The 23,174-nt window shown below is 70.6% G+C and carries 20 protein-coding genes; all 20 read right to left on the bottom strand.

Annotated elements, in window-relative coordinates:
- Positions 1-11: 11 nt before the first annotated feature.
- A complete protein-coding gene (locus AB0H49_RS06780) occupies positions 12-1,676 on the bottom strand; it encodes a peptidoglycan DD-metalloendopeptidase family protein (protein ID WP_357248097.1) in 1,665 nt (554 codons plus the stop codon).
- Between the two features lie 61 nt (positions 1,677-1,737).
- Positions 1,738-2,046, bottom strand: a complete 309-nt coding sequence (locus AB0H49_RS06775) for a transposase (protein WP_067779958.1) — start codon at positions 2,044-2,046, stop codon at positions 1,738-1,740.
- Positions 2,047-2,125: 79 nt separating this feature from the next.
- Complete coding sequence (locus AB0H49_RS06770; RefSeq protein ID WP_354999696.1) at positions 2,126-4,459, bottom strand: hypothetical protein; 2,334 nt, start codon at positions 4,457-4,459, stop codon at positions 2,126-2,128.
- Positions 4,460-4,466: 7 nt separating this feature from the next.
- Positions 4,467-5,957, bottom strand: a complete 1,491-nt coding sequence (locus AB0H49_RS06765) for an SCO6880 family protein (RefSeq protein ID WP_141809824.1) — start codon at positions 5,955-5,957, stop codon at positions 4,467-4,469.
- Positions 5,954-7,432 carry a hypothetical protein gene (locus AB0H49_RS06760; RefSeq protein WP_354999695.1) on the bottom strand — a complete coding sequence of 493 codons (1,479 nt, stop codon included), beginning with the start codon at positions 7,430-7,432 and terminating at the stop codon, positions 5,954-5,956. Before AB0H49_RS06760 ends, AB0H49_RS06765 begins: the two co-directional genes overlap by 4 nt.
- The gene (locus AB0H49_RS06755) at positions 7,426-8,277 is read right to left on the bottom strand and encodes a hypothetical protein (RefSeq protein WP_357248092.1); all 852 of its coding nucleotides are present in this window, start codon (positions 8,275-8,277) and stop codon (positions 7,426-7,428) included. The genes AB0H49_RS06760 and AB0H49_RS06755 overlap by 7 nt, the downstream gene beginning before the upstream one ends.
- Positions 8,262-9,071 (bottom strand): hypothetical protein, encoded by an 810-nt coding sequence (locus tag AB0H49_RS06750; protein ID WP_354999693.1) that lies wholly within the window; start codon positions 9,069-9,071, stop codon positions 8,262-8,264. Before AB0H49_RS06750 ends, AB0H49_RS06755 begins: the two co-directional genes overlap by 16 nt.
- 156 nt (positions 9,072-9,227) lie before the next feature.
- The gene (locus tag AB0H49_RS06745; protein ID WP_354999692.1) at positions 9,228-9,890 is read right to left on the bottom strand and encodes a hypothetical protein; all 663 of its coding nucleotides are present in this window, start codon (positions 9,888-9,890) and stop codon (positions 9,228-9,230) included.
- Between the two features lie 31 nt (positions 9,891-9,921).
- A complete protein-coding gene (locus AB0H49_RS06740; protein WP_354999691.1) occupies positions 9,922-10,194 on the bottom strand; it encodes a hypothetical protein in 273 nt (90 codons plus the stop codon).
- 7 nt (positions 10,195-10,201) lie between these two features.
- Positions 10,202-10,492, bottom strand: a complete 291-nt coding sequence (locus tag AB0H49_RS06735) for a hypothetical protein (protein WP_354999690.1) — start codon at positions 10,490-10,492, stop codon at positions 10,202-10,204.
- 40 nt (positions 10,493-10,532) lie between these two features.
- Positions 10,533-11,177 (bottom strand): hypothetical protein, encoded by a 645-nt coding sequence (locus tag AB0H49_RS06730; protein ID WP_067779941.1) that lies wholly within the window; start codon positions 11,175-11,177, stop codon positions 10,533-10,535.
- Complete coding sequence (locus AB0H49_RS06725; RefSeq protein ID WP_357248088.1) at positions 11,174-12,055, bottom strand: hypothetical protein; 882 nt, start codon at positions 12,053-12,055, stop codon at positions 11,174-11,176. Before AB0H49_RS06725 ends, AB0H49_RS06730 begins: the two co-directional genes overlap by 4 nt.
- 16 nt (positions 12,056-12,071) lie before the next feature.
- Positions 12,072-12,998 (bottom strand): hypothetical protein, encoded by a 927-nt coding sequence (locus AB0H49_RS06720; RefSeq protein WP_357248086.1) that lies wholly within the window; start codon positions 12,996-12,998, stop codon positions 12,072-12,074.
- A 56-nt stretch (positions 12,999-13,054) separates the two neighbouring features.
- Complete coding sequence (locus AB0H49_RS06715; protein WP_354999687.1) at positions 13,055-14,692, bottom strand: cutinase family protein; 1,638 nt, start codon at positions 14,690-14,692, stop codon at positions 13,055-13,057.
- 654 nt (positions 14,693-15,346) lie between these two features.
- Complete coding sequence (locus AB0H49_RS06710; protein WP_354999686.1) at positions 15,347-17,815, bottom strand: RelA/SpoT family protein; 2,469 nt, start codon at positions 17,813-17,815, stop codon at positions 15,347-15,349.
- 567 nt (positions 17,816-18,382) lie between these two features.
- Positions 18,383-19,378 carry an alkaline phosphatase family protein gene (locus tag AB0H49_RS06705; protein ID WP_357248082.1) on the bottom strand — a complete coding sequence of 332 codons (996 nt, stop codon included), beginning with the start codon at positions 19,376-19,378 and terminating at the stop codon, positions 18,383-18,385.
- 243 nt (positions 19,379-19,621) lie between these two features.
- Complete coding sequence (locus AB0H49_RS06700; protein ID WP_357248079.1) at positions 19,622-20,053, bottom strand: hypothetical protein; 432 nt, start codon at positions 20,051-20,053, stop codon at positions 19,622-19,624.
- Between the two features lie 50 nt (positions 20,054-20,103).
- Positions 20,104-20,745 (bottom strand): NUDIX hydrolase, encoded by a 642-nt coding sequence (locus AB0H49_RS06695; RefSeq protein ID WP_357248076.1) that lies wholly within the window; start codon positions 20,743-20,745, stop codon positions 20,104-20,106.
- Between the two features lie 58 nt (positions 20,746-20,803).
- Entirely contained in the window at positions 20,804-22,057 is a 1,254-nt protein-coding gene (locus AB0H49_RS06690; protein WP_357248073.1) for an adenylosuccinate synthetase, read from the bottom strand.
- 70 nt (positions 22,058-22,127) lie between these two features.
- Positions 22,128-23,078: a hypothetical protein gene (locus AB0H49_RS06685; protein WP_357248070.1), complete on the bottom strand. Its 951-nt coding sequence runs from the start codon at positions 23,076-23,078 to the stop codon at positions 22,128-22,130.
- Positions 23,079-23,174: the final 96 nt, after the last annotated feature.

Here is a 23,174-nt window from a genome sequence, read left to right as displayed (position 1 = left end):
GGCGTGTTCGCTCACAGTACCCTCCGCAGCCGTGCGTCGCCGGGCACCGCGACCTCGATCACGCCGCCGCCCGACCGCGCGTCCGAACCCGGCACGGACTGGATCATGCGTCCGTCACCGGCGTAGATTCCCACCTCCGCGGGCCCGCGCGGCCCGAAGGAGCTGAACACCAGATCCCCCGGCTGCGCCTTGCTTCTCGGCACCTCGACGCCCGCCTCCCACTGCTGCTCGGCGGTGCGCGGCAACGTCACCGCACCCGAGGAGGCCGCGAACACCGCGGCCGCGGTCAGGCCGGGGCCGTCCATGCCGCCGCCGGTGGGACCCTGCGGCCCGCCGCCGCCCCACACGTACGGTGTGCCGAGCCAGTCGTGCGCGGCCTCCAGGATCTGTTCGCCGCCACTGCCCTCCTGCGGACTGAAGCGTCCCGTCGAACCCGGCGCCCGGTACTGCGGTTCCATCGCGAGGATGTTCGCCACGTAGGGCCGGGTCTCGGAGTAGTGCGCCGCATACTGATTCGGCATGCCGCCCGACGCGAGCACCGCGCCCTCGCCCGCGTTGTAGGCGGCCAGCGTCAGCGCGGTGACATCCCCCTGGACGCGCCCTTCGGCCACCCACTGGGTGACCTTGCGGGCGATGGCACACATGTAGCGGCCCTGCCCGATGATCGCGTCGCCGTCGTCCCACACGCTGGCCACGCCGTTGCCGTCGGCGTCGATGACATACGGCCTGCCGTCGTCAGGGTTGGTCGCGGCCGCGGTGCCGGGCAGGAACTGCGCGAGACCCTGCGCGCCCGCGGGCGAGGTGAGACCCCTGCGGAAGCCCGACTCCTGCCTGCCCTGGGCGGCCAGCAACGAGGACGTGATCTGCGGGCAGAGCGAACCCGCACGGCGGTACCAGATCTCGAGTTCTTGGGGCACCTTGCCCGCGGCCAACGCGCCGCCCGCGCTGCCGAAACCGCGCTGGCACCGCGGATCGGCGGAGTACCACTGCGCGCCGCCGAGATCCGGCGTCGGCGCGCCGTCCAGCCAGGGCAGCGGGTCGATCTGACGGCCGCCGGTGAAGCGACCACCGGGGACGATCTCGAAATGCAGGTGCGGGCCGCTGGATTCGCCCGCCGAGCCGACCGCGCCGATCTGCTGACCCGCACGCACACTCTGCCCCACCCGCACCAGCACGCCGTGGTCCCACATGTGTCCGTACACCGCCGAATACGACCGGCCGTTGGTGTCTACCGAGTCGACGACGATCCAGTTGCCGAAACCCGAGGCCGGTCCGGCCGCCACCACCCGGCCGTCGGCGACCGAGAAGATCGGGGTGCCGTCGCTCGCCGCCATATCGACGCCGCGGTGCCCGCCGTTGCGGGAGCCGAAGGTGTCCGAGATCGTGAAGGTGCCCGCGGCCATCGGCAGGGTGCGCCGGATCGGGCCGATGCCCGCGGCCAGCGAGGGCGTGCCCGTGACGCTCGGATTGACCTGGGAGGCAGTGGGTTCGGCGGCGCCGGCGGGACTGTCGCCCGGCACGTCGCCGCCCAGCGGTGGCAGCGCGGTCTGTGAGGGGCCGAGCACCGACGCGTCCTCGCACGGGTCCTCGACGGCGGGCAGCACCACGACGAGTACCAGGGCGATCAGTCCGATCACCGCGCCGAGGGCCGTCCACAACACGCTGCGGGCGGTCACCACGCCCTCGCACGGGGACGCGGCGGGGCGCCGGTAATCGAATGCGACTCGGGGAAAATGGTCACGTGTGGCGTCGGGCTTCGTTCAGGGTGTCGGCGAGGGTGCGGTTCATTTCGGCGGCGGCAGCCAATTGTTGTTGCAGCAGCGCCACTTTCCGGCGCAGCGCGGTCGCGTCCATGCGTTCCAGCCCGGGGCCTTCCGCGGCGCGCACCCAATTGCGCACCGAGTTGGTGTGGACGCCGATCTGCTCGGCGACCACTCGGCATGCCTCGGATTCACTGCGTAGCTTGCCGGTCAGCGCGATGACCTGCTCGACGGCGGCCTTTCGCACTTCCGGCGACACTCTGCGATACGAACGATGCGGCATCATGCGGCACTCCTTCCGCCGAACAACACCGCCCATCCAGGCGCTCGGCCGATCCTTGTTGCTTCGCGTCCTGGACGGTATCTCATGCCGCGCTCCCGTTCGGGGATTCACCGCCACGCGCGGTGGATTCGGTATTCGGGCCGCCGGTGAATTCACTGAACCGCTGGTTCGTGTCGTGAATCCCGCTTTCCTTCTCCGACAACGTGAATTCCATGTGGAAGGGAATGCCAGGACGCCGATCCTCACCGATCTTCAGCAGGAATTTACCCGTGCCCGGCGGAGAGGGGCGCTGCTGGCCCGGTTTCAGCGCCTCACCCGTCAGCGCTTGCGGCGCCGACCATCCGGTCACCATGTCCTCCTCGGCGGAGGTGAACGGCACTGTGCTGTCGAGCCGCTTGACCTCCTCGGCGGGCAGCGCGCCGAAGATCTTGGCGCGGGCCCGCTCCAGGAAGCCGAGCGCCTTGGCGATCGCGGCTTCCGAGCCGAGCGCCTGCAGGTCCTTGATCGTGTGACTGATCATGATCAGCGCGGTGGCCAGGCCGCGCTGCAGACGGGTCAGCTCGTCGACGCGGTCGACCATGAAGTCGCCGAGGCCGAGCACCTGCCACAGCTCGTCCATCACCACCTGGAAGTAGCGCTGCGGGCCGAGACCCGCGTCGGCCAGCACGTGCGCGGCCTCCACCGAGGCGAAGCCGTCGGCCCAGCAGGCCAGCATCACAGCGGCTTTGAGCTTCTTGTCGCCGGTCGGGATGTGCGAGACGTCGATGCAGACGGCGACCGCCTCGGTGTCGATCGGCACCGAGGTCTGGCCGTTGAAGACCGCCCCGAACGGGCCCTGGGTGAGCGCGCGCAGCGAGCGGCGCAGGTTCTTGATCGCGACCTGGTATTCGGCGGGATCGTCGGCGCCCGCGTCGAGCTGGAGCTCCTCGCCGCCCGCCTGGATCACCTCCAGCAGGTTCTCCATGATCGGCGGCTGGTCCGGGGTGTAGCCGCTGCCGGGCTGGTAGAGGATGCGCAACGCCGTGGAGATGAGCGTCTCCTCGTAGTCGCGCACCCGCGCGCCGCGCACCAGCTCGATCAGGCCCGCGATCAGCGTGACCTGCCTGGCCCGCATGTCTTGCAGCACTTGCAGTTGCAGCGCGGGGAACTCTTCCAGCCGCGGCACCACCGAGCCGAGCACACCGGCCGCCAGCGGGTTCAGCTTGCCGTGGCCATAGCCGAGGTCGATGATCTGACCGCCGACCAACTCCACCAGCTTGCGGTAGTCGGGCTTGACGTCGGCGAGCACCAGCGGCGTGATGCCCTGCGCGATACCGCCGAGCACGATCCTGCGCACCAGTGACGACTTGCCGAAACCGTTGAGGCCCAGCACGAACAGGCTCGGCGCGGTGATGAAGCTGCCGCGCATGAACCAGTTCATCGGGTCGAAGCAAACCGGCGCTCCGGTGTGCAGGTGCGAGCCGAGCGGCGTGCCGATCAGCGGCGCGCCCGCGCCGACCGACCACGGCCACAGACCGGCCACCTGCGCCGTCGTGGCGCGGTATTCGACGGGGCGGCCGACCACGTTCATCCGGCCGCCGCCCGCGCCCGCGTAGCCACGGTCGGTGAGTTGGGCTGTGCTGCGGTCGAATCCGTCCTCGATGGTCTGTTCGGCGCGCGCGGCGTAGTTGCGGCGGCGGATGTCGTCGGTGCGGATGCGGAAGGTCGCCCATGCCGCGCGCAGGCCGGAGCCCTCCCGGCTGACGGCCTCCAGCCGGGCCCGCGTGGAGTCGTCGAGCAGTGGCGGGCCGGACTGTTTGCGCTTGTCCGCCTTGGCTTTCGCGCGCCGGGCCGCCTTGTCCACGTGCGGTGCGCCCATGGCGCGGTCGGCGGTGTAGTCGACCTTCGCCGGGCGTTGCGGCGCCCGCCCGCCGCGACCGTTGTCGGAGCGGACCGGCCGCTCGCCGCGCACCGGGCGGTCCGCGGGGCGTTGCGGCCGAGCGCCGTTGGCGCGCGCGCGTTCGTGGGCGGCTCGCTCGGCTCGCGCGTGCTCGGCGCGTGCCCGGTCCATCGGAGAGCGGTCGGCGTGCGTCCGCTCGGGACGGGCGCCGTCGGCGCGGGCGGGGCGCGCGCGCCGCTCGCCCGCGTCCCGAGGCTGCCGCCGCTCCCGATCGGACGTCTCCCCCAGACCGGTCCGCTCCTCGCCGCTCACCCGCGCCGGATCCCCGGCCGGACGCCGCCTCCGCTCGGGCATCTCCTCGGTGCCGGAGCGCTGCCCGCCGCCGCGTGGGCTCGCGCCCTCGACGGGCGGGCGATGCGGCCTGCCTTCGGCCGCGGGGCGACCCCATGCCTCACGTTCGACGTCCTCGCGTCGCCTGCCGCGGCGCGCCTCCGCCTCGTCGCGCTCCCGTACGGGTGGCTCGTTGTCACGTGCCATGAATCGCTCACCCCGCCAATGCCTTCGGAATCGTCGCGTGCTCCGGCAGGATCACCCCGCACCCGAGGGAAGCCGCGAAGGCCGCCGCCTGGTACCGGTAGCACCGCCGGATCTTCAAACGCGCCTGGGTCGACAGGTCGCGCGTGATGGCCTCGATGCGCGGCAGGTCGCCGCGCAGGGGCTCGGTGATGGTCACCAGCGCCCCGAAGCGGGTCACACCGTGACCCCTCGCCTGTTCCTCACGGGCCTGCTGGGTGGCGCCCACCCGCAGTGTCGCGGCGGCCGAGACGACGCCGCGTTCGCTTTGCTGCGCCACCAGCGCGTTCTTGAAGTCGTCGTCGACGATCTCGGCGGCGTCGGCGGCCGAGTGCGGCCGGTAGACGATGGCGATGCGCTTGCGCGGCACCTCCGGGTTCGGCGCGAGCAGCCGCTGCAAGACCCGCTCGTCCACCGCGCCCTCGGGTGCGGCGTCCATCTCCCAGGTGACCGACCGGCCGCCGTCGTGGATGAAGTGGTCCCACTTCTCGTCGTGCGAGACCGGCCCCGCGTCGGCCCAATCCAGCCCGTGCCCTTCGGGTTCGGAGGCCGCGACCTCGAGGTCGGCCTGCGAGGCCGGGTCGTAGCTGCGCCGGATGAAGGCGATCACCTCGTCGGCCGACATCGGCTGGGCGCGCACGCCCGCTTCGGCGAGCGCCGCGCAGATGCCCGGCAGCCGCCTGCCGATCTCGACGGCCTCCTCGGCTGGGTTCTTGCGACGCTCGGCGGTGGTGGCCTTGAAAGTGATGGCGACGCGCGGCAGCAGCTGCACCCGCTCCTGCGGCAGCTCGGTGGCCAGCTCGTACATCACCTGCTGGGCCAGTTCTGGCGCTTCGGGGCGGGTGATGGTGGAAACCTCGGTGAGCAAACGGTTTCCGGTCTCGGGAACGGTGTCGATGACCGGCACCACGGCCACGATGTCGCTGGTCTGGCCCACCGAGGCGAGGAAGGTGCCCCAGGCCGAGACCCAGCGGTCGATGACCGGCTGGTCCACCGCCTCGTGACCCTGCGGCCAGGCCCGCAGCACCACGGTGTACTGCGCGAACTGCGGTAAGTGGATCATGCCGAAGCTGTAGCCGCCCGCGTCGATGCCCTCATACAGCTTCGAGGGCGCGAGCAGCCCGGGCAGCCGGGTGACGCCGCCGGGGATCCGGGAGAACCGTCCGCCCCGATACACGTGTTCGCCGCGGTTCCGCGAGCGCATCCAGTTGAACATCATCAATCCCGTCTCATAGCCGGAGCGGCCCCCCGTCCGCCACACCAGTGGAACCATCACGGCGACGCCGACGCCGCCGACGATGAGACCCCATTGGAAGCCGCCGACCATCGCGCAGATCAGCGCCGTAATCACGACGACGAAGCCGATCACGGTCTCTTCCCAGCGCAGGCCGAAAAGGCCTGCGCTGCGCGGCTTCTGCCACAGCCCGTAGGAGCGGCGCTCGTAGGGTTCGGTCATCGTCATCGCGGAATGGTGCTCCTCCCGAGGTCGGGCGACCGGTTCGCCCAACGGTCGCCTGCCACATCACCCATGGAATCGTCGGCGTTGCGCATACTGCCCGCCGCGGCTCTCGCCGCGCCGATGCGGCCTGCCGCTCGCGCCGCACCGGACGGTACTCCGGCCGAGCCCTGCGGCTCGGAGGCGCGCGGTGGTTGACCCGCCGCGCCACCGCCGCCACCGCCGCGCGGAGGTGTGGGACGTGGTGCGCCACCGCCGCGTCCACCGCCCGCGCCACCCGGCGGGCGCGGGCCCGAGCCGCTGCCGCTGACGTAGCCCGCCGAACCGGGAGAGGCCGCGGCTTTGACCCCAACGGCCTTGGTGCCCATGGCCCCGAGCGCCAGCGCGCCGACCACGGCGCCGCCCGTCCAGGCCAGACCCGAACCGCCGGAACCGACGATCGCGACGGCCGGGGTGACCAAACGCATGAGCGCGGGCAGCACGAAAGCCACGCTGCACAGCAACACGATGGCGACCAGCATGCGCTGTGCCTCTTCGCCTTCCGGCAGACCGGTGGTCGAGGTGAGCCCGTCGACGTGGCCCGCCGTGGTGAACGCGATCATGTAGACGATCGCCGCCACCGGTTTGAACAACATGAAGGCGATGATCCAGCCGATCAGCTTCTGATACGACGACTTGCCGATGTTCATACCGGACGCGGCGGCCGCCAGCGGCAGCACGCCCGCCGCGATGATCAGCAGTCCTTGGCGGACGATGGCGAACACGATCTGCGCGAGCGCGCCGAGCAGGCCGACGATCGCGATGATCAGCACCAGACCCGGCGAGAAGGCTTGCAGCTTACTGGTTTTCACCATCAGCTCGGCCAAATCCTTGGCGTTGCCGTTGGTGGAGTCGTTGATGATCCACTCGGCGAAGCGATCCGAGGCCTGGGTGCCCGCCACGATGATGGCGCCGAGCATCCAGGAGCTGAAGACCACCCTGGCGAACATGCGGAAGGACTCGGCCGCTTCGCTCACCGCCGCGCCGCGCCTCGCCTCGGCTAGTCTCGCGCCCGACAGGATGACCGAGGCTATGAGCAGCAATATCTGGATCTGATAGGTGTAGTCGTTGATTCTGGTGAACAACGACCCGTTGTCGCTGGCCGCCTCGTTGGGCACCTTCATCCAGAACGTCAGCGCCAGGATGATGGCCTCGCCGAGGCCGTTCATCAGCGAATCCACCACCTTGCCGAAGGTGGAGTCCCACGCCTTGTCCTTGACGGCGGTCGCGGCGTCGCCGGGATGCGACGCGGCGTTGCCCGCCTTGCACACCGCGGACGCGGCGTCGCCGAGCGAGATCCCCGGCAGGCCGACACCGTCGAGGGTGTCGTGGATCTCGTTGCACGTCTCGTCGAAGCCGTAGGTCTGGCCGTAGGCCACCGTCGGCGTCGCGATCATCACGGTGAAGATGACCGCGAGGATCGTCACTAGTTTTTTCACCATCGTGTCCACCCCTCGATGCTCCGCAGGGACTCGATCTGGACTTGCTGCTCGCCGGTCACCGGCCTGAGCTTCCAATCGCCGTCGCGCCAGAAGACCGCAAGGCGCATGCCCACCCATGTTGGTTGGCCATCAACTGTTTCTCGTGCCTTTCTCGCGAACCGCACGATCGCGGAATCGTCGGCGTAGCTTTCGATTCGGTACGCGTCCGAAGCGAACAGCAGGGGTCTGAGCTTCTCCGGTATCCGTTCGGAGACCTTGCCCTCGGCGACCAGCCGGTCGTACTCCGCCAGGTACTGCGGAGACACCTCGACCAGCCGGAGCAGCAGGTCTCGATCACGCGGGTTGGCGTTGGTGCGCCAGTAGATCTGTTCGGCGGCGAGCGCCGCGCCCCGCGGGGTGTGCGCGAAACCGACGGCGGCGTTGCCCTCGATGCGCGCGGGCCCGTCCGAGCCGGAGAAGCGCACGACGGGACCGCCGAACAGCTTCTGCCAGATGCCTTCGCCCTCGGCGGGCGCCGGAGCGGCGGTGAGCCAGTCCGGCTGATCGGGTCGCGTCGGCACACCCGAAACCTGTTGCAGCGCAACCCCCGCCGGGTTCACCGGGACGTCGACCGGTCTGCCGAAGAGGTCGGTTTCCCGTCCCGCGAAGCCGACGAGGCCGTGCGGACCTGCGGCGGGTTCCGTCGTTCCGGTAGCGGTCACCTCGGCGGCCACGCTGCCGTCGCGGGTCGCGGTCACCGTCACGCCGACGGCGATCGCCACCGCCAGCGCCGCGCCGAAACCGAGCAGGGGCAGCGGTGCGCGACCGCGGCCGGATACCGGGCCCGCGGTCACCACTTCGTCCACCCCTCGAGCGACTCGATGTATTCGGTCTGCGCGCCGTTGCTCGTGGCGGGCTTGAGCCGCCAGTCGCCCGCGTCCCAGACCATGACCAACCGCAGCGCCGCCCACAGCTGCTTGCCGTCGACGACGGGCCCGCGCGAGGCGAACCGGACGATGGCCAAGTCGTCGGCGTAGTTCTCCACCTTGAACGCGTCGGAGGCGACGAAGTAGCGAGTCACCTTCTCCGGCTGTTGTTTCGGCAGCCGATCCTCGTCGAGCGCGCGGTCGTAGGCGGCGATCTGCTGCGCCGAGACGCGCACCTGCCGCACGTAGAGGTCGCGGTCGGCGGGGCGGGCGTTGAGCCGGTAGGTGATCTGCGCGGCCGCCAGCGCGGCGCCCTGCGGGGTGTGCGCGTAACCGACGGCGAGCCCGTCCTCGATGCGGGTCGGCCCGTCGGAGGTGGAGAACGGCACCGACGCGCCGTAGACCCGCTGCCAGCCGCGCGGGGCGAGGGTGCCCTCCGGCGCGGCGGTCAGCCAGTCCGGGTCGGACGGCTTGCGCTGATGCGTCGGATCCTGCGGAAGCGGTTGTCCCGCAGGATTGTTCGGGACGTCGACGCGCCTGCCGAACAGGTCGACCTCCGGGCCCGCGAAGCCCTCGCCGGTGGTCGCGGCGAATTCGGCCTCGTTGTTGCCCGCGGCCTCGTCGTCGCGACCCAGATACACCACCGCGCCGACGATCACGATGAGCGCGAGCAGCGCCGCGGACGCGATCGCACCGAAGGAGACGCGATCACGTGCGTAGTCCCTATCGCTCACGACTCCACCTCGCTGACGCTCGGCTCCGTCGTGCGCGAGAGCGCGCTGTGCCGATGGTTCACTCGCTGGCGCTCGCTCACGACTCCACCTCGCTAGCGCTCGGCTCCGTCGTGCGCGAGAGCGCACTGTGCCGATGGTTCACTCGCTGGCGCTCGCTCACTTCGGCGCCTCCAATGTCACTATGTCGGTGGGTAATACGTCGATGGCCTCGACGGGGCGTGCGGTCGAGTCGGGGTCGGGCAGTCGTAATCTCCAGTCCTCGGCGAACCACTCGACAACCGTGTGGTTCACCGCTTTCGAGCCGTCCGAGTACTCGGTGTACACGTCGACGGCGGTGCGTTGCTCGGTGTAGTCCGTGATCTTGTACCCGAGCAGCCGCGGGGCGTACTCGGGCTCGGCGGGCCCGGTGATGGACAGCTGCACCCGGCTCACCGCCCACTCGTCTCTCGCGGGTCCCGGCACTACCTCGGCTGCGATCACCTTCGGCCACTGGTCGTCGGCGGCCACCGACAGGCGCACGGTGTGGGTGATGGCGGCGACGGCCGCACCGGGCGGTGACTGCTCGAAACCCGTTGCGGCGCCGTCGGCGAGCGACGCGGGTCCCTGGTCGCTGTGCGGCAGCGCCACACCCTGGTAGGCCTGCCAGCGCAGCCCGCTGGGCCGCGCGGCCAGATCCGGGCCCGTGGGCTGGTCCGCGCCGCCGCAGCCGACGGCGGCCGCCAGCAGCACCACGCCGAACATCCCGGCCGCGGATCTGCCTCGCCGCCCCGCGCCGTGCGGGTGCGACACCGAACGCGGCCGCGCCGCTGTGCAGTTCATGTCCGAACCGTCTCCATCAGGGGCCCGCGGCTCACGTCGGTAGGAACGCCAACGCGATACCCGAGGCGGTGCTGGCGACGATCGCGCCGATCAGGCTCATCACCACGCCATGGGTCGCGTCGTTGACGGCCAGATCGCTGCGGAAGGCGATCCACAGCCTGCCCGCGGACAAGATCATCCAGGCGAGGCACACCAGCAGCACGAACCACAGCAGCCAATTCAGCAGCTGCATCAGCGGTTCGAGCACCTCGGAGGGCATCTGCTTGTAGGCGAGCAGCTCCGCCGACATTCGCACGGTGGACATGGTCGTCCTAGATGACGGCGTTCATGATGGTGCCCGCGCTGGTGGCGACCACGCCGCCGATCATCGCGCCCGCCACCATCTTCGGCGATTCGAGCCCGCCTCCGGTCCACTTCTCCCAGGCGAACCGGCCGCCCGCGTAGATGATGCCGCAGACACCCGACAGCAGCACGAACCAGGTCAGGTAGCGGACCAGCTGCAGGATCTTCTCCGACCCAGGCGGCGCCTCCGGAGTCGGGTTACCGACCTGAGCCAGCACGGTGCCGTACGTGTCCTGCACGGCGAGGAGGAACATGCTCATCGGATGCCTTTCTCGAAATTGCTGTGCGTGCCGGTCGACCTCACGAATCCTCCCCCTCGTCGAAAGCCGCAGTGCTGTCAAGCTTCTCACGCACCGCGGAGACGATGTCGACGCCCAGCTCGCGTACCTCCAGCGGGACCTCGGCCAGCGGATCGATCTTGCGTTTCTTCTCCGGCATCGGATCTCCCGGCGTCCACACCGGCAACTGCTCCGGCTCGACCAGGGTCCACTCCTCGTACCACGGCACCTGCCACAGCGGGCCCGCCAGCGAGCCGACCACGTCGCGGTAGCGCCGGATCTCGGCGGGCATCCTGCCGGGCCGCGCGGCCACGGTGATCAGGCCGAGCACCTCGGAGGGGCCGCCGAAACCGAAATGGTGCTGGCGCAGCAGGTCGTGCGCGCGGGTCAACCCGGCGATCGTCTCCCTGGCCACCAACACGACGAACGGGGATTCACGCTCGAAGACGCCCGGCCAGCGGCGGCTCGAATCCGCCGCTGGCGCAAGCACATGCGCGAGGGTAGTTGCTCCGGCTCCGCCGTGCACACCCAGCAGCCAGACCAGCGGCGCGCGGCCGACGCCCGGCACCGGACGGTCCCAGACCGGCGCGCGACGGGACTCGGGCGGCGCGACGACGCCCGCGGGCTGTGGATCGAGTTTCCGGCGAAGTTTCATGGCGGCGGTCATGATGCCACCCCCGCCAACAGCACCCCGTACGCGCGGCGGGTCTCGGCGGCCAGCGCGCTGTGCCGGACGAGTTCGCCGCGCGCCAGATGCGGATCGTAGGGAATCTCCCTGATGTCGCGGACCCAGCCGCCCAGGTGTTCACGCAAATGGTCGGCAACCCGCGAATCGGCGCCCGGCTGCTGGTGCGAGACGACGATGGTGGTGTCGCCGACGATGCCCGTGCCCTGGCCCTCGGCCGAGTCGCCGAACTGATCGTCGAGCCATTCCAGGGTGACGCGCAGCCGGTTCGCGGCATCCGGGCGCGCCGGAATGGCAAGCACCAGAGCGACATCCGCGTCGTCGAGCAGCGGACGCAGCTGGCGTCCAGCGATCGGGCTTCCGCCGTCGTAGACCGCGGTGAACCCCGCGTCCTCCACCGCGCGCGCGACCGTCAGGTACGTGGCGCGGCGGCGCAACGGGGCGGCGTCGCGCCAGAGCAGGCCGATGCCGGAGGTGGCGCGGGACAGGCACTCCTTCAGCGGGGCCGGTTCGTCGTCGCCGCGCCCGTACAGCCACGACTGCAGACTGATCGGGTGCAGGTGCTCGTCGGCGCCGCGCAGCGCGAGATCGCTGCCCGCAGCGGTGGCGTCCACCGCGACCGTAGGCGTTCCGCCCGAACCCAATTCGCCCGCGATACCCAGTGCGGTCGTGGTGGTTCCCGCGCCACCGCACCCGCCGACCACCAGAATCGGCCGCTGCGTCGGGCCGGTCTCCTGCTCGCCGTCACCCCGCTTGCCGCGCCGTAACCGCACCACCGGAGCCTTCGAACGCGCTTGACGACCCGGCGGAGGGCCCTCCTCGGGCGCCTCGTCGAGCCAGCGGCTCCAGTCCTCTCCCATCGTTCTCAGCTCTCCTTCATCCGGCCGCGATACCCGAGATCAGGGTGCGGCCGCCGATCACCGCGGTGGTGACCGTCTGCTTGTTGTACGTGGCGGGCGCTCCGCCCGGCCGATACTCGGTGACCTCCACCGAATACATGTCGGCCCCCACCGTCGCGATGCGCACGCAGTGCGTGGTGCCTTCCGGGACCGTGTCGATTCCACGCTGAATCGTCGGGGCGGCCGGAACCGCCGCGTCCGGCGCGACGAATGCCCGTGCCCGCTCGCCGGACCGCTCCACGTAGTAGGCGTACTGGAAGGCCAGCACGACGTCCTGGCCGCTGTGCGTGCCGCCGGCCTCCGCGCTGCGGATCAGCCGTTCGGCGCGCTCGGTCGGGCAGCCCGAGGTGATGCCCGCCTGCGCGCTGCCCGCGGTGAATTGCATCGGCGGGGTGGTCGGCGCGACGGCGGCGCGGTTGGCGGAAGACCGCAAAAGGTACAGCGCGCCCACCGCGACGAAGGCCAGCAACAGGACCGCAACGATCAGCACCACGATGACGCGACCGCGGCGCGAGGCCGGGTGGTCGCGCAGCGCGCGCGGGTGCGGGCGGACGGGTGGCGCGGGCTCGTCGTCGTAGTCGTCGTCTTCCGGCCACGGGAAGCGGACCAGATCGCCGTCGCGCGGTGCGTAGTCGTCGTCGGGGCCCGGCGCGTGGACGGCGACCCAATCGGACCAGCCGCCGGTGAATTCCGCGCGCCGCGAGGCCAGATCCGCCGGAACCTCGTTCCGCGCGCGCGCCTCCTCGGGATCCTCTTCCTCGCGGATATAGTGCGGATACCGGGCCGGTCCGTCGTCCTCCACCGGATCGAGACTCGCGTCGTCCTGCTGCGCCGAAGCGGGCGCACCGTTGTCGGGTTCGAGCGCGTCGTACCAGCGGGACAGATCTTTGTACGACTTCAACATTCCCCCATTCCCGCAGAGCCAGGCACGTGGTATCGCATCGTCGGACCTCTCGGCGATCAGTTCGTGGAGAACGGGTAGGCGTTGTTGGCGGTGCCGGGTCGCTCGGTGGGCGGAATCGAGGTCGCGCCGCCGGATGAGGCGCCATCGGCTCCTGTCCCGAACGGAAATTGTCCCGTACCGGACGAATTCGGCGTAGTCGACGCGCCGGTACTTTCGCCGAAGAATCCGGCGGGCGGCTTGGCCGCGCCACCCTGCGGCTCGGCGCCCGCGCCGAAGCGATCGGCCAGGTCACGGGCCAGTGCGGCGAACCAGTCGGCCACGAAGCGGGTGGGCGCGTCGCCGTTGGCGGCCACCGCCGCGGTGCTGTACGCGCCATGCCGTTGCACGGTGTCCCAATACCGCACCCAGGTCGTGAGGTTCAGCAGTTCGCTGTTGTCGGTGATGTTCTGCACCACCGCGTCGAACGCCTGGGTGACCAGCCGGGACACCGTCGTCGGCGGGATCAGTTGGGGAATGGCGCCGATCAACTTGGTGCCGAGCAGCAGCAGACCGGCCGCCGGATTGGACAGCCCCGCGGTGGCCAGCTGCGAGATCGCCGCCGGGCTGATCACCGCCTTGACGACGGTGGCGACCGCGTTGAGCCCGATCATGCCGACCTTCAGCAGGGCGCGCAGCGCACCGTTCAGATCCAGCTGGGCGCGCGGGTCGGAGGCGTCGGCGATGCGCTGCGAGATCGACTTCTGCGGGGAGAGCGACAGATTCGCGAGCGAGGTGCCCTGCACGTCCTCGTTCACGACCTTGGTCGCGGTCTTGATCGAGGTGAACGCGAGCGCCTGCGCGATGGAGACCAGTGAGGCGATCGGGTCGCCGCCGCTCAGCTTGGCCTGGCCCGCCACCGAGGCCACGGCCTTCAGGATCGGCGCGCCCTGCGGCGCGTCACAGGCGAGATCGCCTGCCGCGCAAAAACTCGCCACACGACCGGTGAGGGCCGCGAAATCGGCCGCCTGATCCCGTTCCGGACCGATGCCGCCGCCGTGCGCCGGCGTCTGCGGCAGCGCGGCGATGGTCGCGATCTGGGCGCCCGTGGTGCCGGGCGCGGGATCCGGCGTCTGCTTGCCCGGCGAGCCGGGGAACAGCGGCGCGCCCGGATTGCGGGTCGGGTCGGCGAACAGCGCGACGGCCGCGACCCGATCGGCGGGCACCACGCCGCGGCCCTGCCCGACCTCCTGGGCGAAAACCGAGGCGACGTGCGCGCCCTGGGAGTAGCCGACGATGGCCAGGCGCGTGTCGGCGCACCGCTGGGCGACCTGGGCGGCCATGTCCCGCAGCCGCGTCAACCCGCCTTGCACGGACTCCACGTACGGGGCCGCGCCGCCGTTGACGAAGCCGCCGAAGCCGGATTCGTATGGCACGTAGGCGCGATCGACCAGGCCGGGCCGAGCGGCCTTGGCCAGCAACGGCATGAAGACCGTGGAGAGCATGCCGGTGTCGGTGGTCGGCGCGGCGTCCGGGGAGGACTCCCCCGTGCCCTGAACGCCCAAGGCGTACAACGCCGGACAGTCATCGATCGCCAGATCGGTCGAGGGGGCGGGGGATTTCGGCGGATCGGCGAGCGCGGGGCTCGCCGTCGCGGCGGCGACGGCAACGGTGGTCGCGACCACCAACCCCGAGAGTCTTGCCGTGTAATCAGTCATAGCGATCCGCAATCAATCCCGTGTTGCCGCAGCTACCCTCAACGCCATGAAACGCAATAGACCGTAACAGATTCCGGCTATTACTGCCGCAACAGAGAAAACTTTTCGCGAAACGCCGAAGCATAACGCACACTGACCGGCGCGGCGAGCAGATCGGCCCGGCAAGTTTCCGAGAGTCCGCGCGAGACCGCCACCGAGGAGCGATAATTGGGCTTACGCTCGCCAGCAACCCCCATTGACGGCTCAGCAAATATTTCAGGTCTGCCAGCAAATCTACCTAGCCACAAGGGTTTCCGGACGCCCCGGATCGCTCAGGCGCGCCAGCTCGGCGAGGACGCGGCAGCTCGCGCCCCGTGAGGCGCACGCGGGATCGCCGCGCGGTCCGGTGACGGGGACGTAGCGGCGTCGCACCCTGACGCACCCCACGGGATCGCCGCGCGGTCCAGCGACGAGGATGCGGCGTCCTCACGCCCCTCACGCCCCTGAGGCGCCCACCGGATGGCCGCGCGGCCCGGCGACGAGCATATGGCGTCCTCACGCCCCTCACGCCCCTGACGCGCCCACGGGATCGCCGCGCGGCCCGGCGACGAGCATGTGGCGGCCTGGCGACCCTGACGCGCGCGGAATCGTCGCGGTCGGCGAATGGGCGTTGGCTCAGGCGGCCGAGGTCACGCGGTAGACGTCGTAGACGCCCTCCACGTTGCGCACCACGTTCAGCAAGTGGCCCAGGTGCTTCGGATCGCCCATCTCGAAGGTGAACTTGCTGATCGCCACCCGGTCGCCGTGCGTGGCCACCGAGGCGGACAGGATGTTGACCTTCTCGTCGGCGAGCACCTTGGTGACATCCGACAGCAAGCGGGTGCGGTCCAGCGCCTCGATCTGGATGGCGACCAGGAAGACCGACGAGGGCGAGGGCGCCCACTCGACGTCGATGATCCGCTCGGCCTGCTCGCGCAGCGAACCGGCGTTGGTGCAGTCGGTCCGGTGCACGCTCACCGCGCCGCCGCGCGTCACGAAGCCCATGATCTCGTCGCCCGGCACCGGGGTGCAGCACTTGGCCAGCTTGGCCACGGTGCCCGGCGCGCCGGGGATCAGCACGCCCGCGTCGCCGGTGACGCGCTGACGGCTCGGCGTGGTGGACGGCGTCGAGCGCTCGGCGAGCTCGTTCTCCACGTCGCCGATGCCGCCGAGCTGGGCCATGAGCCGCTGCACCACGTGGTGCGCGGAGACCTGGTGCTCGCCGACCGCGGTGTAGAGGGTGGAGATGTCGGTGTAGTGCAACTCGTGCGCGACCGCGGTCATCGCGTCGACGCTCATCAGCCGCTGCAGCGGCAGTCCGACGCGGCGGACCTCCTTGGAGATCTGCTCCTTGCCGCTCTCCAGCGCCTCCTCGCGGCGTTCCTTGGCGAACCACTGCCGGATCTTGGCCTTGGCGCGCGGCGAGACCACGAAGTTCTGCCAGTCCCTGCTGGGACCGGCGTTCTGCGCCTTGGAGGTGAAAACCTCGACCACTTCGCCGTTTTCGAGCTGACGTTCCAGCGCGACGAGACGTCCGTTGACGCGCGCGCCGATGCAGCGGTGGCCGACTTCGGTGTGCACCGCGTAGGCGAAGTCGACCGGAGTCGACTTCTGCGGCAACGTGATCACGTCGCCCTTCGGGGTGAACACGAAGATCTCGGGCGACTTCAGGTCGAAGCGCAGCGACTCCAGGAACTCCGCCGGGTCGGCGGCCTCGCGCTGCCAGTCGAGCAGCTGGCGCATCCAGGCCATGTCGTCGACTTCGGCGGCGTCACCGGAGTGCTTGCCTCGGGTCTCCTTGTAGCGCCAGTGCGCGGCGATGCCGAATTCCGCTGTGCGGTGCATGTCCTGGGTGCGGATCTGCACCTCCAGCGGCTTGCCGTCCGGGCCGACCACGGTGGTGTGCAGCGACTGGTAGACGCCGTAGCGCGGCTGGGCGATGTAGTCCTTGAACCGGCCCGCCATCGGCTGCCACAGCGAGTGCACCACGCCGACCGCGGCGTAGCAGTCGCGGACCTCGTCGCACAGGATGCGGATGCCGACCAGGTCGTGGATGTCGTCGAAGTCCTTACCCTTGACGATCATCTTCTGGTAGATCGACCAGTAGTGCTTGGGCCTGCCCTCGACGATCGCGTTGATGCGCGAGGCGGCCAGCGTGTTGACGATCTCCGCGCGCACCTTCGCCAGGTAGGTGTCGCGCGAGGGCGCGCGGTCGGCGACGAGGCGCACGATCTCGTCGTACTTCTTGGGGTGCAGGATCGCGAACGCGAGGTCCTCCAGCTCCCACTTCACGGTCGCCATGCCGAGGCGGTGGGCCAGCGGCGCGATGACCTCGAGCGTCTCCTTGGCCTTCTTCGCCTGCTTCTCCGGCGGCAGGAAGCGCATGGTGCGCATGTTGTGCAGGCGGTCGGCCACCTTGATCACCAGCACGCGCGGGTCACGCGCCATGGCGATGATCATCTTGCGGATCGTCTCGGCCTCGGCGGCCGCGCCGAGATTGACCTTGTCCAGTTTGGTGACGCCGTCCACCAGGTGCGCGACCTCGGCGCCGAAGTCGGCGGTCAGCTGCTCGAGCGAGTAGCCGGTGTCCTCCACGGTGTCGTGCAGCAGGGCCGCGACCAGCGTGGTGGTGTCCATGCCGAGCTCGGCGAGGATGTTGGCGACGGCGAGCGGGTGGGTGATGTACGGATCGCCCGACTTGCGGAACTGGTGCGCGTGGCGTTCGTCGGCGACGTCGAAGGCCCGCTGCAACAGAGTCAGGTTCGCCTTCGGGTACAGCTCGCGGTGCACCGTGGCGAGCGGCTCGAGCACCGGCTTGACGGCGGCGATACCGCGCTGGCCGGTCATCCGGCGGGCCAGCCGCGCACGCACTCGCCGTGAGGCGGAGGTGGGGACGGCGGCCGCGCTCGGCTGGCGCTGGGGCGGTTCGGCCGGACGCTGCGTCGTTCCGGACGGTCGCTGGGCCCGATCGGGCTGCCGCTGGGGCACATCGTTGGGCGTCGGCCGGGCGGGCTGCGGAGGCGCGGAGGCGGCCGCCGCACCGTTCGACTGCGGGGCAGATGCCGCCGATTGCTCGACATTCGCCTCGCCCAGATGCTGAGTCATGCCACCACCTCTCCACGCCGCGGTCGGACCACCCTATCCGACCGCTGCAACCGCCCAGACCACAACTTTAGTCCCCGGCCAGGCCCACCGTCGGATCCGCAGCTGCCGGGACGGAAGCCTGTCCGTTTTCCGGCCCCCCGACCGGACTTCTCGAGGCGATGCCGGGAGCCCGGCGGAGGATTCGTCCGAACCGAAATCCTCCGAGGCAGAACGGATTTGCCACCGTCACGCGGGCGCGGAGCGGACCGGCCCCAATCTTCGGGGCGCGAAGCGGACCGCACCCACCAGCGCGAAGCTGGACCGCCCCAATCATCGGGGGCGCGAAGCGGATCGCCCCCACCGAGCGCGAAGCGGACCGCACCCCTCACCGAGGCACGAAGCGAACCGCACCCTTCACCCGGGGCGCGAAGCGGACCGCCCAATTATCGGGGCGCGGAGCGGACCGCACCCCTCACCGAAGCGCGAAGCGAATCGCCTCCATCATCGGGGCGCGAAGCGGACCGCACCCTTCACCCGGGGCGCGAAGCGGACCGCCCAATTATTGGGGCGCGGAACGGACCGCACCCCTCACCGGGGCGCGAAGCGGACCGCCCTCTTCACCGGGGCGCGAAGCGGACCGCACTCACCGGGGCGCGAAGCGGACCGCACCCACTCGCGGGCGTCGGCGGGACGGGCGAGCATGGAACCGCCGTCCAGGCCGCGCGGGACGGGAACATCGAGCAGATCGAGGGCGGTGGGGGTGATGTCGACGAGGGCGTAGTGCGCGTCGGTCACGCCGGGGGCGAAGCCGGGTCCGCGTGCGATGACGAAGGTGGCGGTCTCGTCGCGCGTCTGTCCGCCGTGGCCGCCCCTCGGGAGGTGGCCGTGGTCGGTGGTGACCAGCACGGTCCAGCGCTCGTCGTGGCGCGCGTCCACGGCCGCGACGATCCGACCGACCTCGCGGTCCACCCGGGTGGTCGCGTCCAGGTAGGCCTTGGACGCCGCGCCGTGCCGGTGACCGGCGAAGTCGACCTGGTCGAGGTGGACGAAAAGGAAGTCGGGGGCGTCGCCGGTGAGCGCGGCGATCGCCGCGTCGGCGGTGGCGGCGTCGGTCTTCGCCTCGTCCGGGTCGTCCGGCACCGGCGCGGTGACGTGGATCCGGCTCGCGTGCGGCGCTCCGCTGCCCGCGATGGTCGCGATCTTCGACCACGTCGCGACGGCGGCCGTGCGGCGTCCCGCGCGCTCCAGCAGGGTGAACACCGTCGGGTACCGGGCGAAGGGGACGGCGTCGAAGTCGTTGTGGGTGACGCCGTGTTTGCGGTCCCATACGCCGGTGAGGGCGGTCGCCCAGGACGGGCCGGACAGGCTGATGTGCGGCACGAGCGAGATTTGGGAGAGGGTGCCAGCGGCGACCAGCCCCAGCAGGTTCGGCGCGCGGGCCTCGCGGATCTTGGCGTACATCGCGCCGTCGAGTCCGATGACGAGAACTCTGGTGCGACCGGGGGCGGCGGTGGCGATGACCGCGCCAGGGACCAGGGCGGCCGCCATGACGGCCGTGGCCCGCAACAGCGACCGTCTTCGCATACCGTGACGATGACGGCCCGAGCCCTGCTCCCACCAGCCCTTCCCGGGTCTGTTCATCGAGCTTTCATCGACCGACTCGGTGCCGGTCGCCTCCCTGAACTCCGGCCGAACGCCACACGACCGTCGGGTCCCGACCACGCTGATCGCTCGCTCCCGGCCGCTGGGACTACGCCGGCGCCGCGATCCGCCTGTTCGGCGTCGCCGTGCTCACGGCCCCGCCGCTGGATCCCTCCGGGCTGTTGCTCAGGCAGCCTCGAAGTGCGCCGAAAGTCGTAGGCAGAGTTGATCGAGACCGGCATCGTCCAGGATCGGGGCGCCCGCCCACTCGTCCACGCCGAACCAGGGAATCTCGTCCGGCGTCCCTGTCGGTCTGGCGAAGACGTGCTGGTGGAAATGCGCCCAGGTACGGCCGGTGATCGCGGAGAAGACGTGCTCCGGCGCCAGCTCGCGACGCAGCGCCCGCGCGGCGCGGGCCACCGCCCAGCCGACGGCCCTGCTCTCGTCGTCGCTCAGGTCGGCGACGCCCGCGGTGTGGCGTCGAGTCTCCACGAACAGGTAACCGGGCAAGCGGCCCTTGCTCAGCGGCCGGTGGGTGACCACGACCAACTCGTCGGCGAAGAGGACCGGCCCGACCAGCGGCCCTTCGCCCCGGTGTTTCGCGCGCAGATGCCGCACGGAGTCCCCACCTCGCTACCGTACGGCAGACAACCCTGTGGGGCGCAAGGTTATTCGGCCGTGGCGGGTTCGTCCGAGGTGAAGGCCCAGACGGCGGCGGGGCGACCGGTGGGTTTGGTGCGGCGGCGTTCGGTGGTGCGTTCGAGGCCGGGAAGGGCGGCCAGGGTGCGGTTGAGGTTGGCCGGGTCGGGGCGCAAGCCGAGCAGCGAGGTGCTGAGTTCGACGGCTCTGGTGGCGGGGAATTCGGCGCCGAGGATCGCGCGGGTGAACCCGGTGTCTTTCCAGAGCAGCCGGGCCAGCACGGCGCGGGAGTCCTCGACGATGCGGTTGTGGTCGAACGCCAGGGTCGGCGTCGCGTCGAAGGAGACCCACTGGGCCGGGCCTTGGTGCGGGGCGACCACCGCCCACATGGCGATGGACAGGGTCGGGCCGCGCGGATCGCGGTGCGGTTCGTCGAAGGTGACGAGCTGGCCGACCGCGCCGATCGCGGCCTCGGGGACGCCGAGTTTGGTGTGCACCGCGCGGCGCGCGGCCGCGACGAGGCGCTCACCGCGGCCGAGCAGCACGCCGGGCAGCGCGAGTTCGCCGGTGAACGGTTCGTGGCCGCGCGGCGCGATTCCGATCGTGACCCCGGCGTCCTCGGGCCAGAACCGGAGCGTCACCACGTCGACCGACACAACGGATTGCTCCACGCCGAACCATCCTGCCCTCCTCCGGCCGCCCCGCGCGCGCCCGGCCCGGCCGCGCCGTTCAGGCGGCGACCTCCGTCCGCCACCCGGTGCGGTCGGCCCGGGTCGGACCGTCCGCGCTCAGCACGACTGGCGCGCCGAGCGTCCGCTCGAACCAGGACAGCCGATCCTCGGGCAGCTCGGTGAGTATCGGCTCGGCGGTGGCGAGCAGCTCGGTGAGCCGCCGCTGGTGTTCGAGGTCGCGCCACGGACCGAGCGGCAGCTCCAGCACGGTTCCCACGCCGGTTCGGTAACCCGTTGCGGCCCAGCGGGTTTCCACGGCGTCCAGGTGGTTGACCACGAGCCCGTCGACGCCGCCGCACGCCGCGACGGCGTAGCGCAGCAGCACCGCGTCGACATGACCGAGCCGGAACGCGCCCTGGTACTCGCCGAATCCGTTGTGCGGCTCGGGAATCGCGAGCCGCGGGTCCTCCGTCGGCAGGGGGCCCGCGCCGTGCCTGGTCTGGTAGGTGCGCGTGACGCCGACCGTATACCCCGAATGGCCGATGGCCGCGAGCATGGCGCGCGCGTTGCGCGGCTCGACCGTGGACCAGGTGGTGTGCGGGTGCAGTCCGCGCCACTCGTCGAGCAGCACACCCTGCGCACCCTCGAAGACGAGGCGGCCGCGCCGGGCCACGCCCGCCAGGTACCGCCCGTCCACGATCCGCACCGTGGCCGCGAATTCTCGGTACATGTCGACGAGGTCGTCGATCGGCTCGTAGCGGTGCGCGCTTCCCGCGATCAACGGACTGTAGTGCGCGGCCAACGCGCGCAGTTTGCCGCGCAATACCGCGGGGTTCCGGCAGTCGGCGACCGTCGGCGCGTCGTGTTCGAGTGCGTACCAGGCGGTTTCACCGACTCCCCGGCCGCAGGACCCGTGCCGCGCCGCACCGCGGGCGTCCTCGCGCGCACGGTTGGCGGCGATGTGGATCGGCGTGGTCAGGAGCGCGCGCCCGTCGATGCGCAACAGCGCCAACGGATCCCGGACGCCCAGCGCCTCCAGCCGCCGCGCCTCCCCCGCCAGCGCGATCGGTTCGACGAGCATGTGTTCGGAGAGCAGGGTCGGCACGCCGGAGAAGGTGCCGGACCCGAACTGCGCGAACGTGTGGTGCCGCCCATCGGCGATCACATTGTGCGCGGCCTGCGCGCCGCCGTTGAAGCGCACGACGGCGGACACGTCCAGGCCCGCCTCTGGCGAGCACAGCCAGTCCACCGTCGCCCCCTTCCCCGCGTCACCGAAGCCGAGGTCTACGACGATCAGATGCGATCCGCTCATGCTGTCCCGCTTTCCCTTTCACGAACGCAAGCGCGCCGCACCGACCCCGCGACGGTGCGGCGCCGCCCGCTCAGCGCGACCCGCCGGGTAGCGCCCGCATGGCCGGACGCGGCTGTGCACCGAGCGCCTTGCCGACCGAATCCACCTCCGCCGCCGACCCGACGTCGCGCAGATCCGCCAGACCCGTGTCGACATCGACCCGTCCCTCCGCCAGCCCGATGGTGAGCGCGATGAGTTCGCACACCGCGGCCGGATCGTCGAGCTTCAGGAAGTTCTGGCCGAGCAGCCCGCGCCAGTGCTCCGCGATCTCGGGGTCGTCGTAGTAGCTGGACTGATTCGGCAGGATGTAGTGCACGTGCCACTTCTCGGCCAGCTCGCGGTAGATCGAGTCGACCGCGATATCGCTGCGCACGTGATCACCGATCACGGCCCGGATGTGCCGCGAGGCCAGCCTCGGCTTGTTCAGCTCGTCACCGATGAGGAACAAGTACCCGCGCTTGCGCCGCTTCTCCCACGCGTCGGTGACGACGTGGGTGGCCATGAAATAGGCCGCCAGCTCGTAGCTTTCGGACTTCTGCCCGCCACCGCCACCCTCAAGCAGGATGTTGCGCAGCTGCTCGTCCATCCGGTTGTCGGATTCGAACTGACCGATCTGCAGCGGCGCCCGGTCGGTGTCGGCGTCGCCGACCGCGCCGAACAAAATCTGCGGATCGTCGGCGTACTTCTTGCGCTGGAGCAGTCCGTGCAGCTTGCCGAGTTTGTCCTGCATGATGATCGGCACCTGCCCCATCGAACCGGTCACGTCGAACAACACCGCGATCGGCAGCGAGTTCCCGTGTTCGGCGGAGTCCCGGCATTCGCGCGCGTCGACCCCGAGCGGGTCGAGTGACGGATGCGCCCGCCAGCTCGCGTACGGCTGCGACCGCATCTCGGCGGTGTAGCCGAAGTCGTCGATCCCCCGGCTGGCGCGGTAGGTCTTGGCCGCCCGGTAAGCGGTGTCGTCCCAGTGTCCGTATCCCATGTCGCCGCTCCTCTCGTGTCCGTAGTTTTAGTGTAATTGACTAAAACTTGATCGGTCAAGGGAGCTGGCCGAACGGACGCCCATCCGGTTGTTAAT

Source organism: Nocardia sp. NPDC050713, assembly GCF_040654315.1.
In the GTDB taxonomy this organism is placed as follows: Bacteria; Actinomycetota; Actinomycetes; order Mycobacteriales; family Mycobacteriaceae; genus Nocardia.
This window is presented reverse-complemented; position numbering and strand designations above follow the sequence as displayed.

What these genes read in the sequence shown, in the direction of transcription:
- AB0H49_RS06775 (WP_067779958.1), bottom strand. Translation starts at nt 2,046, where the DNA reads ATGATGCCGCATCGTTCGTATCGCAGAGTGTCGCCGGAAGTGCGAAAG.
- AB0H49_RS06770 (WP_354999696.1), bottom strand. Translation starts at nt 4,459, where the DNA reads ATGGCACGTGACAACGAGCCACCCGTACGGGAGCGCGACGAGGCGGAG.
- AB0H49_RS06765 (WP_141809824.1), bottom strand. Translation starts at nt 5,957, where the DNA reads ATGACGATGACCGAACCCTACGAGCGCCGCTCCTACGGGCTGTGGCAG.
- AB0H49_RS06760 (WP_354999695.1), bottom strand. Translation starts at nt 7,432, where the DNA reads ATGGTGAAAAAACTAGTGACGATCCTCGCGGTCATCTTCACCGTGATG.
- AB0H49_RS06745 (WP_354999692.1), bottom strand. Translation starts at nt 9,890, where the DNA reads ATGAACTGCACAGCGGCGCGGCCGCGTTCGGTGTCGCACCCGCACGGC.
- AB0H49_RS06740 (WP_354999691.1), bottom strand. Translation starts at nt 10,194, where the DNA reads ATGTCCACCGTGCGAATGTCGGCGGAGCTGCTCGCCTACAAGCAGATG.
- AB0H49_RS06735 (WP_354999690.1), bottom strand. Translation starts at nt 10,492, where the DNA reads ATGAGCATGTTCCTCCTCGCCGTGCAGGACACGTACGGCACCGTGCTG.
- AB0H49_RS06730 (WP_067779941.1), bottom strand. Translation starts at nt 11,177, where the DNA reads ATGACCGCCGCCATGAAACTTCGCCGGAAACTCGATCCACAGCCCGCG.
- AB0H49_RS06725 (WP_357248088.1), bottom strand. Translation starts at nt 12,055, where the DNA reads ATGGGAGAGGACTGGAGCCGCTGGCTCGACGAGGCGCCCGAGGAGGGC.
- AB0H49_RS06720 (WP_357248086.1), bottom strand. Translation starts at nt 12,998, where the DNA reads ATGTTGAAGTCGTACAAAGATCTGTCCCGCTGGTACGACGCGCTCGAA.
- AB0H49_RS06715 (WP_354999687.1), bottom strand. Translation starts at nt 14,692, where the DNA reads ATGACTGATTACACGGCAAGACTCTCGGGGTTGGTGGTCGCGACCACC.
- AB0H49_RS06710 (WP_354999686.1), bottom strand. Translation starts at nt 17,815, where the DNA reads ATGACTCAGCATCTGGGCGAGGCGAATGTCGAGCAATCGGCGGCATCT.
- AB0H49_RS06705 (WP_357248082.1), bottom strand. Translation starts at nt 19,378, where the DNA reads ATGCGAAGACGGTCGCTGTTGCGGGCCACGGCCGTCATGGCGGCCGCC.
- AB0H49_RS06690 (WP_357248073.1), bottom strand. Translation starts at nt 22,057, where the DNA reads ATGAGCGGATCGCATCTGATCGTCGTAGACCTCGGCTTCGGTGACGCG.
- AB0H49_RS06685 (WP_357248070.1), bottom strand. Translation starts at nt 23,078, where the DNA reads ATGGGATACGGACACTGGGACGACACCGCTTACCGGGCGGCCAAGACC.